Annotated in this window: 13 protein-coding genes; 6 read left to right on the top strand and 7 right to left on the bottom strand. The window is 65.0% G+C overall.

The annotated features are described in order from the left end of the window. The 4 genes from AB0H22_RS17640 (at position 1) to AB0H22_RS17625 (ending at position 4,178) form a co-directional block, all read left to right on the top strand. On the top strand, positions 1-828 hold the full coding sequence (locus AB0H22_RS17640) for a cytochrome c (protein WP_358147717.1): 828 nt from the start codon (positions 1-3) through the stop codon (positions 826-828). Then, positions 825-1,994, top strand: coding sequence for a ubiquinol-cytochrome c reductase iron-sulfur subunit (locus tag AB0H22_RS17635; RefSeq protein ID WP_358147715.1), 1,170 nt, complete (start codon positions 825-827; stop codon positions 1,992-1,994). Before AB0H22_RS17640 ends, AB0H22_RS17635 begins: the two co-directional genes overlap by 4 nt. After that, positions 1,991-3,643 (top strand): cytochrome bc complex cytochrome b subunit, encoded by a 1,653-nt coding sequence (locus AB0H22_RS17630; protein ID WP_358147713.1) that lies wholly within the window; start codon positions 1,991-1,993, stop codon positions 3,641-3,643. Before AB0H22_RS17635 ends, AB0H22_RS17630 begins: the two co-directional genes overlap by 4 nt. A gap of 94 nt (positions 3,644-3,737) precedes the next feature. Beyond that, entirely contained in the window at positions 3,738-4,178 is a 441-nt protein-coding gene (locus AB0H22_RS17625; protein WP_180751439.1) for a PPOX class F420-dependent oxidoreductase, read from the top strand. Positions 4,179-4,187: 9 nt separating this feature from the next. Here AB0H22_RS17625 and AB0H22_RS17620 read toward each other — a convergent pair whose 3' ends face one another. From AB0H22_RS17620 to AB0H22_RS17605, 4 genes are all read right to left on the bottom strand, one after another. Beyond that, positions 4,188-4,907 carry a DUF2561 family protein gene (locus AB0H22_RS17620; RefSeq protein WP_180751440.1) on the bottom strand — a complete coding sequence of 240 codons (720 nt, stop codon included), beginning with the start codon at positions 4,905-4,907 and terminating at the stop codon, positions 4,188-4,190. Then, on the bottom strand, positions 4,907-5,764 hold the full coding sequence (locus AB0H22_RS17615) for a hypothetical protein (RefSeq protein ID WP_358147711.1): 858 nt from the start codon (positions 5,762-5,764) through the stop codon (positions 4,907-4,909). The genes AB0H22_RS17620 and AB0H22_RS17615 overlap by 1 nt, the downstream gene beginning before the upstream one ends. Positions 5,765-6,014: 250 nt before the next feature. Further along, on the bottom strand, positions 6,015-6,434 hold the full coding sequence (locus AB0H22_RS17610; RefSeq protein ID WP_180751442.1) for a cytochrome c oxidase subunit 4: 420 nt from the start codon (positions 6,432-6,434) through the stop codon (positions 6,015-6,017). A 14-nt stretch (positions 6,435-6,448) separates the two neighbouring features. Beyond that, the gene (locus tag AB0H22_RS17605) at positions 6,449-7,498 is read right to left on the bottom strand and encodes a cytochrome c oxidase subunit II (RefSeq protein ID WP_180751443.1); all 1,050 of its coding nucleotides are present in this window, start codon (positions 7,496-7,498) and stop codon (positions 6,449-6,451) included. A 169-nt stretch (positions 7,499-7,667) separates the two neighbouring features. On the opposite strand from AB0H22_RS17605, the gene asnB reads away from it, so the two are divergent. Continuing rightward, positions 7,668-9,596: an asparagine synthase (glutamine-hydrolyzing) gene (gene asnB, locus AB0H22_RS17600; protein ID WP_180751444.1), complete on the top strand. Its 1,929-nt coding sequence runs from the start codon at positions 7,668-7,670 to the stop codon at positions 9,594-9,596. 10 nt (positions 9,597-9,606) lie between these two features. Here the strand turns inward: asnB and AB0H22_RS17595 are convergent, their stop codons facing one another. Beyond that, positions 9,607-10,578, bottom strand: coding sequence for a carbohydrate kinase family protein (locus tag AB0H22_RS17595; protein WP_180751445.1), 972 nt, complete (start codon positions 10,576-10,578; stop codon positions 9,607-9,609). Positions 10,579-10,720: 142 nt separating this feature from the next. Between AB0H22_RS17595 and AB0H22_RS17590 the strand changes: the two genes are divergently transcribed. Continuing rightward, positions 10,721-11,263 carry a hypothetical protein gene (locus tag AB0H22_RS17590; RefSeq protein ID WP_180751446.1) on the top strand — a complete coding sequence of 181 codons (543 nt, stop codon included), beginning with the start codon at positions 10,721-10,723 and terminating at the stop codon, positions 11,261-11,263. Here the strand turns inward: AB0H22_RS17590 and AB0H22_RS17585 are convergent, their stop codons facing one another. Together AB0H22_RS17585 and AB0H22_RS17580 are read right to left on the bottom strand one after the other, a co-directional pair. After that, positions 11,264-11,632 carry an iron-sulfur cluster assembly accessory protein gene (locus AB0H22_RS17585; RefSeq protein WP_180751447.1) on the bottom strand — a complete coding sequence of 123 codons (369 nt, stop codon included), beginning with the start codon at positions 11,630-11,632 and terminating at the stop codon, positions 11,264-11,266. It abuts the gene before it with no gap. A 103-nt stretch (positions 11,633-11,735) separates the two neighbouring features. Beyond that, a complete protein-coding gene (locus AB0H22_RS17580) occupies positions 11,736-12,797 on the bottom strand; it encodes a glycerate kinase (RefSeq protein ID WP_180751448.1) in 1,062 nt (353 codons plus the stop codon). Positions 12,798-12,806 lie beyond the last annotated feature (9 nt).

Raw genomic sequence — 12,806 nt, 5'->3', positions numbered from 1 at the left:
GTGAGCGTGGAGACCACACCCGCCAAGAATCGCGCACGCCGCAAATTCCGCCGTCGCATCTCAGCAGGTTTGCTACTGCTGATTGCGCTGGTGGTTGCCGGCGGCCTGGCCTCTACCTTCACGCCCACCCCGCAGGTCGCGGTGGCCGACGAGGACAAGTCGGCGCTCCTACGCACCGGCAAGCAGCTGTACGAGACCTCGTGCATCACATGCCACGGCGCCAACCTGCAGGGTGTGCCGGACCGCGGACCCAGCCTCATCGGTGTCGGCGACGCCGCCGTCTACTTCCAGGTGTCCACCGGCCGCATGCCGGCCATGCGCAACGAAGCCCAGGCGCAGCGCAAGGACCCGATCTTCGACGAGGAGCAGACCGACGCCCTCGGCGCCTACATCCAGGCCAACGGCGGCGGCCCCCAGGTGATCCGCGACGGCGACGGCGCGATAGCTCAGGAGTCGTTGCGCGGCACCAACATCGCCCGCGGTGGCGACCTGTTCCGGCTCAACTGTGCGTCCTGCCACAACTTCACCGGCCGCGGTGGTGCGCTCTCGTCGGGCAAGTTCGCCCCCGAACTCGACCCGGCCAGTGAGCAGCAGATCTACACCGCAATGCTGACCGGCCCGCAGAACATGCCCAAGTTCTCCGACCGCCAGCTCACCCCTGACGAGAAGAAGGACATCATCGCCTACGTCCGCGCATCAGCGGAGACACCCGATCCCGGCGGTTACGGGCTTGGCGGCCTCGGCCCCACTTCCGAGGGCATGGCCATGTGGATCATCGGCATCGTCGCGGCCATCGGCGCGGCACTGTGGATTGGAGCGCGCGCGTGAGTGGCGATCCCAACGTAGAAATTCCCACCGACGAGCAGCTCGCGGCCATGAGCCGTGACGAGCTGGTCAAACTCGGCACCAACCTCGACGGTGTCGAGATCGTCTACCGCGAACCGCGGTGGCCGGTCGCGGGCACCAAGGCCGAGAAGCGCGCCGAGCGACTCATCGCGCTGTGGTTCGCCCTCGGTGGCGTGTTCGGCTTGGCCCTGCTCGGGGTGTTCCTGTTCTGGCCATGGGAGTACAAGCCGTTCGGCGATCCGGGTAATGCGGCCTACAACCTGGCGACCCCGCTGTACGGCCTGACCCTGGGCCTGTCCGTGCTGTCGTTGGGTATCGGCGCGGTGCTCTACACCAAGAAGTTCATCCCGCAGGAGATCTCGATCCAGGACCGGCATGACGGCCCCGGATCGTCCGAGGTGGATCGCAAGACCATCGTCGCGCAGCTGCAGGACACCCTGGATACCTCGACGCTGCCCCGTCGCAAGATGATCGTCCGGGCCCTCGGGTTCGGCGTCGGCGCCATGGGCGCCGGTACCGCCGTCGCATTCATCGGCGGCATGATCAAGAACCCCTGGGCCCGTGTGGTCCCCACCGCCAACGGCAAGCAGCCCGTGCTGCTCACCAGTGGTTGGACCCCCCGCTACCACGGCGAGACCATCTACCTGGGTCGCGCGGTCGGCAGCAGCGCCAATGTGCTGCTGAAGGTGCGCCCGGAGGATATCGACGCCGGTGGCATGGAGACCGTGTTCCCATGGCGTGAGTCGGACGGCGACGGCACCACCGTCGAGTCACACGAGAAGCTGTCACAGATTCAGATGGGGGTGCGTAACCCCGTCATGATCATCCGGGTGCGCCCATCCGATATATCCAAGGTGGTGAAGCGCAGGGGGCAGGAGAGCTTCAACTACGGCGACCTGTTCGCGTTCACCAAGATCTGCTCGCATCTGGGTTGTCCCACATCGCTGTTCGAGCAGCAGACCTATCGCATCCTGTGCCCCTGCCACCAGTCGCAGTTCGATGCGCTGCATTTCGCCAAGCCCATCTTCGGGCCTGCCGCTCGTGCGCTGGCGCAGCTGCCGATCACCGTCGACAAGGACGGATATCTCGTCGCCGCAGGCGACTATGTCGAACCCGTCGGACCCGCATTCTGGGAGCGCAAATCATGAGCGACACAGCCCAAAAGCCGTCACGCGCAGCCAAACAAGCTGAGGCGATGGACTCCCGGTATCACCTCGCGGCCGGGATGAAGCGGCAGATCAACAAGGTCTTCCCGACGCACTGGTCGTTCATGCTCGGTGAAATTGCGCTGTACAGCTTCGTCATCCTGCTGCTCTCGGGCGTCTACCTGACCCTGTTCTTCGACCCGTCGATGGCCGAGGTCACCTACAACGGCGTCTACCAGCCGCTGCGCGGTGTGCAGATGTCCAAGGCCTACGAAACCGCCTTGAATATCAGTTTCGAGGTTCGCGGAGGACTGTTCGTCCGTCAGATCCATCACTGGGCCGCCCTGATGTTCTCGGCCTCGATCATGGTGCACCTGGCACGCATCTTCTTTACCGGCGCATTCCGTCGCCCCCGCGAGGCCAACTGGGTGATCGGCTCACTGCTGCTGATCCTGTCGATGTTCGAGGGTTACTTCGGCTACTCCCTGCCCGACGACCTGCTCTCCGGTATCGGGCTGCGTGCCGCGTTCTCATCCATCACGCTGGGCATCCCGCTCATCGGCACCTGGATGCACTGGGCGCTGTTCGGTGGCGATTTCCCCGGAAACATCTTCATTCCGCGCATGTACGCGCTGCATATCCTGCTGATTCCGGGAATCATCCTGGCGCTCATCGCCGTTCACCTGGCACTGGTGTGGTACCAGAAGCACACCCAGTTCCCCGGCCCCGGCGCCACCGAGAAGAACGTCGTCGGCGTGCGCATCCTTCCGGTGTTCGCGCTCAAGGGCGGTGCGTTCTTCGCCTTCACCACCGCCATCTTGGCGCTGATGAGCGGCCTGCTGCAGATCAACCCGATCTGGCTACTGGGCCCCTACCGGCCATCTCAGATCTCCGCGGGTAGCCAGCCCGACTTCTACATGATGTGGACAGAAGGCATCGCCCGGCTATGGCCGGCCTGGGAGCTGTACATCTTCGGGCACACCGTGCCCGCGGTGTTCGGTGTCGCCGTGATGATGGGTCTGGTGTTCGGGCTGCTGACCATGTACCCGTTCATCGAAAAGAAGCTCACCGGCGACAACGCACATCACAACCTGCTGCAACGTCCGCGTGACGCTCCGGTCCGCACCGCTGTTGGCGCGGCGGCGATCTCGTTCTACATGATCACCACACTGGCCGCGATGAACGACATCATTGCGTTCAAGTTCCACATCTCGCTGAACGCGACGACGTGGATCGGCCGTATCGGCATGGTGATCCTGCCGATCGTCGTCTACTACATCGCCTACCGGTGGGCCATCGGCCTGCAGCGCAGCGACCGCGCGGTGCTTGAGCATGGCATCGAGACCGGCATCCTCAAGCGGCTGCCGCACGGCGAGTACATCGAGCTACACCAGCCGCTGGCCGGTGTCGACGAGCACGGTCACGCGATTCCGCTGGAATATCAGGGCGCGGCGGTGCCTCAGCGTATGAACAAGCTCGGATCGGCCGGCGCACCCGGCATCGGCTCGTTCCTGTTCGCCGACCCCGCCGACGAGCAGCAGGCGCTGGTGGATGCCGAGCACGCCGCTCACCACCAGTCGCTGCTTGCCCTGAAGGAGTACCAGGACGGCGAACCGGGAACCAACGGTTCAACGAACGGTCACGGCCACTAGAAGTCAGCTCGACAGTTGGGCCCCGCATACGAAAGTGTGCGGGGCCCAACTCTTTTCCGTGCACCGCCCCGCATCACCGGCTAGCGTTGCGGGCATGCGCGAGATGAACCGCGAGGAATGGTGGACCTTCGCCACCAAGGGCACACGAACCGGAATGCTCGGCCTGGTGCGCGCCGACGGTGCACCCATCGTGACGCCGGTCTGGTTCCTGTTGCACGAAGGCCCGGACGGTGACGAACTGATCTTCACGACCGGTACAGACACCCTGAAGGGCAAGGCAATTCGGCGAGACCCACGCATCTCGCTGGCGGTCGACGATCAGCGGCCGCCGTACTCCTACGTCCAGTTCACAGCGGAAGCGCGACTGACCAACGATCTCGACGAGATGCTCAGGTGGGCCACCACGATCGGCGCGCGCTACATGGGAGCCGAGCTGGCCGAGCAGTATGGCCGCCGCAATGCGGTCCCCGAAGAATCACTCGTGCGAGCCACCATCACGAAAGTCATTGCCCGTGCCGGAATCGCCGACGTCTAACGCACCGAGCTACTTGTCAGACGATCCCGATGCGCCAAGCTCACGCAGCTTCTTAAGTGTCAGCCACGGAATTGCTCCCATCGCGCAGGTGATCAACCCGGCGAACGCGAACGCGACAATGGCGGCGGTGTCGCTGTCCACGGCCAGCAGGTAGGTGCCCGTGACCACCGCCAGCAGCGCCAGACCGATCGCACCGGCGATCCCCACGGTGGCCCGCAGCCACAGCCGGTCGGCTACCGCTGATTTCGCGGCCTCCTCGGCGGCCGCCCGGTATGCCGGCGATCCGGGACCGGTGTAGTCCTGCGACATCTGACTCACCGGATCAGAAAGACCGCCGAATGCCTTGAGCTTCTCGGTCGCGGCCTCCGTAGGAGGCGGGCCCGATGACGCCTTCTCTGCACGGGTGGCATTAATGCCCTTAGGTTTTGATGCGCCGCGCGCAGTGCGCTGGGCGGCCGTCTTGCGTGCGCGCAGCAGCAGCGGCACGGCGCCGAGGATGACGGCCAGCGACACCCCGATGACGATGTAGATGCCCAGAGAAGGGCCAGCGGACGCGGAGCCCTCCCCCGCACCGGCCAGCACGACGATGGCGCCGACCAGCATTCCGACGAACGCCAGCCAGATGACCGCACACAACCCCAGCAGCATGCGGTCGACGGCTTGCGGAGAGGACCGTCGTACCGGCCCGGCTATCGCCTCCAGCGGCTTGGCCCATCGAGCGGCTGGCATCAGCAGGTTGCCTGCGCCGAATTGTTGTTGTTAGCGGACAGCACCTGTCCATCGCTGGTGGTGATCGTGCAATTGAGCTGGCTCAGTCGCAGGAAGCTGCTCGCCGATACCGACCCGATCTCCGAGTTCGAGATCGGGGTGACGGTGATCGACCACGGGATGTACACATTCGGGTTCACCCGTGTACGCCCGGAGCCGTCGGTCCAGGTGATTGAGATGCGATCAAGCGGAGCCTTGGAACCCGTCACGGAGTAGGTGATCTGACGCGGCCCGGCGGGTGTCGTGGTGGTTGTTGGCGGCGGAGGCGGCGGCGGTGTCGTCGTGGTCGTCACCGGCGGCGGCTGCTCATGCGTCGTCGCCGGCGGCGGGGGCGGCGGTGGAGGCTCCACCGTCACCGTCTCGGTCACCACCGGAGGCGGCGGCGGTGGAGGCTCGCTGCTCGGCGGCGGGGGTGGTGGCGGAGGAGGCGCCTCCGTGGTGGTGATGATCTCGTTCCACGGTGTGGTACTCGGGGTCGGTGTCACGGTGGTGCTCTTGGCGGCACCGGTTGTCTCGTCCGAGCGCCCGGCTACCAGCAGTGCAACGGAGGCGACCAATGTGATGGCGGCAATGATCGCGGCCACCCCGACAACCCACGGCCATCGCGGCGGAGGCGGCTCATCGTCACCGACCAGCTGGGTGTCGTATTCGTCGTACGGCACATACGGACTGGTGAACTGCTCGGACTCGGGCGCCGAGTAAGCCTGCGAGGGAAGCTCGGCAGAGTCTGCCCCTGGAGCCGCGGCGTCCGCATTCGGGCCGTCGAGATCCGGAACTTCCCCGGGAGTCCCCGACCCTGGGTTGTCCGTCCCACTCATCTACACAAGTTCCTTTTCGTCACTTCCCACACCCCACCGGGCCACCTCCTGGAGAGGCCATGGCAACGATAGCCAACGCGATCGGGAGCGACGAAACCTGACGGCCGGAAAAACCAAACTGACCACCGGATTGTTATCGAAAAGGTGATGGCCGACACGGTCCCGTCACACCTGCCACGGGAGTCCCGCCGCAAAGCGGGAGTGCAACCAGCCCAACGAGCTGGAAAGGGGCGCAAAGCCGAGATGAAGGCTAGTGCTTCTCCGGGCCCACGTGATATTCGAAGACCAGACCGGCAACCGCGCTGAGCACGAACACGCCACCGGCGGCGATCAACCACGGTAGCCACAGCGCCACACCCACGGCGGTGGTGGCTGCGGCCAGCGCGATCATGATGGGCCACCAGCTATGCGGGCTGTAGAAGCCCAGCTCGCCAGCTCCGTCGGCGATCTCGGCATCCTCGTAGTCCTCGGGCCGGGTGTCCAGACGCCGGGCCACGAAGCGGAAGAACGTCGAGATGATCAGCGACAGACCCGTCGTCATCACCATGGCGGTTGTTCCCGCCCACTCCACACCACCGTTGGCGTACAGGGCGGTGAGCACCGCGTAGATCACAGTGGCGAGGGCGAAGAATCCAGTGAGGATCTCGAAGAGTCGGGCTTCGATATGCATGCTGCTCTCCTCGCCTAGTTCTTGGCTGCGTTGTTGTCCGTCGGGGCAAGCTCCCCGCGACGGCCGTCGAACGGTCTGGTGGTAGTGGAGACCGGCGACTGCCCGATCGACGCCAGCGCCTCGGCGTTGGTCTTACCGTTCTTACGAGCATCCAAGTAGAACTTGAAGTCGTTAGGGCTGACCACGCGCAGCTCGAAGGCCATCATCGAGTGGTAGGTACCGCACATCTCGACGCAACGTCCGACGAACGCACCTTCCTTCAGGATCTTGCTGACCTGGAAGACGTTGTCGGAGTTGTTGGCCTTGGGCTCGGGCATCACGTCGCGGGTGAACAGGAACGGCACCACCCGGAACGAGTGGATGACATCGGCCGAGGCCAGCTGGAACTCGACGCTCTTACCGCTGGGCAGCACCAGCACCGGGATCTCGGACGAGGTACCGACGGTTTCGACCTTGTCGAAGTTCAAGTAGGTGCGGTCCTCGCGATTGAGGCCGCGCACCGCACCGACGATCTCCTTGCCGTGCTCATTCTTGCCCTCGGGCTTGGAGCTCATGGCCTTCTTGCGCTCGGGATCGGCGCCGTCGTAGCTGAGGCTTCCGTCCTTGAACGCCACCTTCTGGTAGCCGAATTTCCAGTTCCACTGGAAGGCTGTGACGTCGACGACGACCTCGGGGTTCGGGTCCTTGTGCATGACCCGGTTCTGCACCACGACGGTGAAGTAGAAGAGCACCGCGATGATCAGGAACGGCACCACCGTGAGGATCAGCTCCAGCGGCAGGTTGTATCCGAACTGGCGCGGGAACTCGGTATCGCCCGGCTTGTGCCGGTGGAAAGCGATGGTCCAGAAGGTCAGGCCCCACACGATGACGCCGACAACCAGCGAGGCGACGACCGCCCAGGTCCACAGGGGTGCCATGTAGTCGTGGGCCTCGGGGGTGATGCCCTCGGGCCAGCCGAAGCGCAGTACTTCTTGGACGCTACAACCGCTGAGCAGGAAGCTCGCCGCACCCAACAGCACCGCAGTGGCCAGCAGGGACGGCCGTGAGCCGGACCGTGACGTCACGTTTGTAGCCTCCAAAGCTCGGTCTGCTGCGAACAAATTCCATCGCTGACCAGTGGCAGCAATCGAATACTACGCAGCGTAGACCACGCCGTCCCACCCAGGGCGTGACGGGGCCGGTGTGGGGACCATGGTCCCGTGATAGGTCCGGTGATGTTGCATACTTGGCCGCGTGTGTGGACTGGTGGCGTGGCTGGGTCCGCCCGGTTCTTCGCTCGAATCTCATAGCCCCGCGGTGGATGCGGCGATGGTGCATATGCGCCACCGCGGCCCCGATGAGCCCGGAATCTGGCACGAGGAGAACGTGCTCTTCGGCTTCAACCGGCTCTCGATCATCGATATCGCGCATTCGCATCAGCCGCTGCGCTGGGGTCCCGCGGATGACCCGGACCGGTACGTGCTGGTCTTCAACGGCGAGATCTACAACTACCTAGAGCTCCGTGAGGAGCTCACGCAGCAGCACGGCGCCGTGTTCGCCACCGAAGGCGACGGCGAGGCGATTCTCGCGGCCTACCACTTCTGGGGTGTCGACGCGCTACACCGGTTGCGCGGCATGTTCGCCTTCGCCATCTGGGATACCGCCCAGCGCGAGTTGTTCTGTGCTCGCGACCCGTTCGGTATCAAGCCACTGTTCATGGCGACCGGTCCGGGCGGTACCGCCCTGGGCAGCGAGAAGAAATGCCTGCTGGACCTGGTGGATCAGTTGGGCATCGGCACCGAATTGGACCTGCGGGCGGTGCAGCATTACACGGCGCTGCAGTACGTTCCGGAGCCCGAGACCCTGCACTCCGAGATCCGTCGCCTCGAATCCGGTTCGTATGCCCGCATCGCCCCCGGCCAGGAGCCACGCGTCACCCGCTACTTCCCGGCCCGGTTCTCCGTGTTGCCGTTCACCCGCGCGACCCGCCAGTCCCGGTACGACGAGATCACCGAGGTGCTCTCCGATTCGGTGGCCAAGCACATGCGGGCCGATGTCACGGTGGGATCGTTCCTGTCGGGCGGTATCGACTCGACGGCCATCGCCGCGCTGGCAATCCGGCACAACCCGAAGCTCATCACCTTCACGACCGGCTTTGAGCGGCAAGGCTATTCCGAGGTCGACGTGGCAGTCGAGTCGGCGCAGGCGATCGGCGCACGCCATATCGTCAAGGTGGTCAGCCAGGAGGAGTTCGTCTCCGCGCTACCCGAGATCGTCTGGTACCTGGACGATCCGGTGGCGGACCCGTCACTGGTGCCGCTGTTTTTCGTCGCCCGGGAGGCGCGTAAGCACGTCAAGGTGGTGCTCTCCGGCGAGGGCGCCGACGAGCTGTTCGGCGGATATACGATTTACCGGGAACCGCTGTCACTCAAGCCTTTCGAGTACCTCCCCGGCGCTCTGCGCCGTAGCGCGGCGCGACTGTCCGCGGCAATCCCGGACGGGGTACGCGGTAAGAGCCTGCTGCACCGCGGGTCGATGACACTGGAGCAGCGCTACTACGGAAACGCCCGCAGCTTCGACGACGAACAGCTGCGCGCGGTGCTCCCCCACTACCGCCCGGAATGGGGCCACCAAGACGTCACCGCAGCGCTCTACGAGCGGTGTGCGGGGTGGGATCCGGTGGCACGCATGCAATATGTGGATCTGTTCACCTGGTTGCGCGGCGACATCCTGGTCAAGGCCGACAAGATGACGATGGCGAACTCACTGGAGCTGCGGGTGCCGTTCCTGGACCCCGAGGTGTTCAGGGTGGCGTCCACGCTGCCCTACCGGGAGAAGATCACCCGGGAAACCACCAAGTACGCGCTTCGCAAGGCACTGGAACCCATTGTGCCGGCGCATGTTCTGCACCGGACCAAGCTCGGTTTCCCGGTGCCCATCCGGCACTGGTTCGTCGATGGACTGCTGCACGACTGGGCCCGCGAGATGCTCGCCACCACGCAAACCGGCCACCTGATCGACGTGGACGCGGTGAGCCGGATGCTCACCGAGCACGCCGCTGGGGTCGCCGATCACAGCCGCAGGTTATGGACGGTGTTGATCTTCATGCTGTGGCACGCGATCTTCGTCGAACAGTCGGTACGGCCCGTCATCCAGGAGCCGCACTACCCGGTGCAGCTCTAGCGGTACCGCGCTAGAGCGCGGCACCGATCTCGTCAGCGGCTTCCTGGCCGTACGCATCAGCCAGTCGACCGAGCGCACTTTCACGATCCCACACCCATTCCTGGGTGCCGACGGTCTCCAGAACCAGCACGGCCACAAGCGATCCCAACTGGGCCGAACGCTCCAGGTTCAGACCGGCACTGCGGCCGGTGAGGAATCCGGCGCGCCATGCGTCGCCGACACCGGTCGGGTCGACCTGCTCCTTCTCCGGCACCACACCCACTTTGAGGGATGTGCCATCCTTCTCCACGATCTCGACGCCGTTGGGTCCCAAGGTGGTGATCCGCAGCTCGACACGCTCGCGCACATCGGCCTCGGTCCACCCCGTCTTGGACAGCAGCAGATCCCACTCGTAGTCGTTGGTGAACAGGTACCTGGCGCCACCGACGAGTTCGCGTGCCTGCTCACCGGAGAGCCGGGCCAACTGCTGCGACGGATCGGCCGCGAAGGGCAGCCCCAGGCTGCGGCATTCCTCGGTGTGCCGGAACATCGCATCGGGGTCGTTGGCCCCGATGATCACCAATTCCGTTGTCCCGGTACGCGATACCACATCGGCCAGGGAGATGTCGCGAGCTTCGGACATGGCACCCGGGTAGAAGGACGCGATCTGCGCCATGTCCTGGTCGGTTGTGCACACGAAACGCGCGGTGTGGGCGGTCTCGGAGATCTTCACGGCGTCGCAGTTGACGCCGTGACCCTCGAGCCACGACCGGTACTCGGCGAAGTCCGCACCCACCGCACCCACCAGCGCCGGCTTGCCGCCGAGCACGCCGATGGCGAAGGCGATGTTCCCGGCCACTCCACCACGGCGGATCTCCAGATCGTCCACCAGGAAGCTGAGGGACACCTTCTGCAGGTGCTCGACCAACAGCTGTTCGGAGAACTTGCCGGGAAAGTTCATGAGGTGGTCGGTGGCGATGGATCCGGTGACGATGATGGACACGCGTGAGGCCCTTCGTGCGGTTCGGCGGGAATTCAGGTTGGAACGAGACAACCCCCGAAGCTTACCCAACGTAATTGTTCTGGAGTTGTGGCCGATTGCTAGCCTGGATTGTCGGTCGGGGAACGAAATTTCAGGAGAAACAATGGCAGAACCAGGTTATTCGACGGTGCCCTACCCTGGTTTACCGCCTATGCCTCCGCCGGTCGACTACCCCGAGCGCCCACGCAAGGTCCCTGGGTGGCTCGCGCCCGCCGCCGTGGTGGTGGCGTTGCTGGTGCTGGCGCTACTTCTGGGGCTACTGGCCAAGAATTCCGGCGTGTCCCGCCGCCCCAGTGAGGTGAAGGTCCAGGAGACAATCCAGGGCTATCTGGATGCGATGGCCAATCTCGACACCGTGACGCTGGCACGCAATGCCGGCTGCGGACTGTATGACGCGGTACGCGACAAGGACATCGACGACACGATTGTGCGCGCCAACGCCCAACAGTTTGTTGCGACTTTTGGCAAGGCCGCGGTCAAGTCGATCGACAAGATCGTGTACTTCTCCGAATACCAACTCAAGGTCTTGTTCACCGCAACGAGTCAGAAGCGGAAGGACGCCCCGCAGGGACAGGCCGAGTTGCTGATCAACGACGGCAAGATCTACGTCTGCTCCGCGTACATGCGCGGCGCGAACGCGTTCTGATCAGTTGAAGGAGTCGCCGCAGGCGCAGGAGCCGGTGGCGTTCGGGTTGTCGATCGTGAAGCCCTGCTTCTCGATGGTGTCGACGAAGTCGATCGAGGCGCCCTGGATGTACGGGGCACTCATCCGGTCGACGGTGAGCTTCACACCGTCGAACTCGCTGACGAGGTCGCCGTCAAGCGTGCGGTCATCGAAGAACAGCTGGTACCGCAGGCCCGCACACCCACCCGGCTGCACGGCGATCCGCAGCGACAGGTCGTCACGGCCTTCCTGATCCAGCAGCGCCTTGGCCTTGATTGCGGCGGCATCGGTCAAGACAGCACCGTGGGTTTCCTCGGTGGCGGTGGCGGTTGATTCGTCTTGGACAGTCATCGTGGGATCTCCCCTGCGTCGAAGCTCTCGGGCGGACGTCCGGGTAGAGAACGTCTTGTGATGTCAACGGTACCTCGTCTGCGGCTATTCCTACATCTATGACCTAGCCGCGCGACCAGTCACCGGCGACATATGCCGCCAGCCCGGTCAGTTGGCCGGCCGCGTCATCCATGGCCCGCTGTACCGACCCGGCGAACTGGGCGATCGATTCGGCGCGGGTGATCCCGGCCTGCCGATACTCATCGACGGTCAGTGCCACCTGACCGGCCAATACCAGCACCGGGGTGCCCGATGTCGCGGCGCGGCCCGCCACTGCCCCGGCGACCTTGCCGTGCAGGGTTTGATCATCGAACTTGCCCTCACCGGTGATCACCAGGTCCGCCGCCGCGATCGCGCCGTCGAGGCCGGTGTGCTCGGCGACGATGCGGGCACCCGATGCACGACGGCCGCCCAGCGCGAGCAGTGCCGCTCCGATCCCGCCCGCGGCCCCGGCACCGGCAAGATCTCGGACGGATCGGCCGGTTCCGAGCTCCAACTCACCGGCCCAATCGGTGAGCCGCGCGTCCAGCCGTTTCACGGTGTCCGGGTCGGCTCCCTTCTGCGGACCGAACACCGCGGCCGCACCACACGGGCCGAGCAGCGGATGCTCAACATCGCTGGCGACCACCAATTCCGTTGTGGCCAGACGACGTAGCGCCTCGTCGACCCCGCCGAGACCCTCGATAAGCCCGGCACCGCCATCGGTGCAACTGCTGCCGCCGAGACCGACCACGATCCGAGTGGCTCCGCCGTCGAGAGCAGCAGCGATCAGCTGGCCGACTCCGGTGCTGCGGGCCCGCCACGCGGTATCGACGGACGGCGTACGTCCAAGCAGCGGCAGCCCGCAGGCCTGGGCGCATTCGATGTAGGCGGTGGTGCCGTCAGACAACCAACCGGCATCCACCTCGTCATCTAGGGGTCCGCGCACACGCACCTTGTGACGGTGCGCTGCGGACAGCTGCGCGGCCAGCACCTCGACGAATCCCGGTCCCCCGTCGGACTGGGGACTGAGGACGAGAATGTCGCCGGGGGAAGTCCTCGCCCAGCCGTCCGCGATGGCGGTCGCCGCCTCCGTGGCGGTGAGCGTGTCACCGAAGCTGTCGGGCGCCACCAGAATCTGACTCATTCGCGCAGG

It is taken from the genome of Mycobacterium sp. NPDC050853, assembly GCF_040653875.1.
GTDB lineage: Bacteria > Actinomycetota > Actinomycetes > Mycobacteriales > Mycobacteriaceae > Mycobacterium.
The sequence above is the reverse complement of the archived record's forward strand: the minus strand, read 5'-3'. Positions and strand labels throughout refer to the sequence as shown.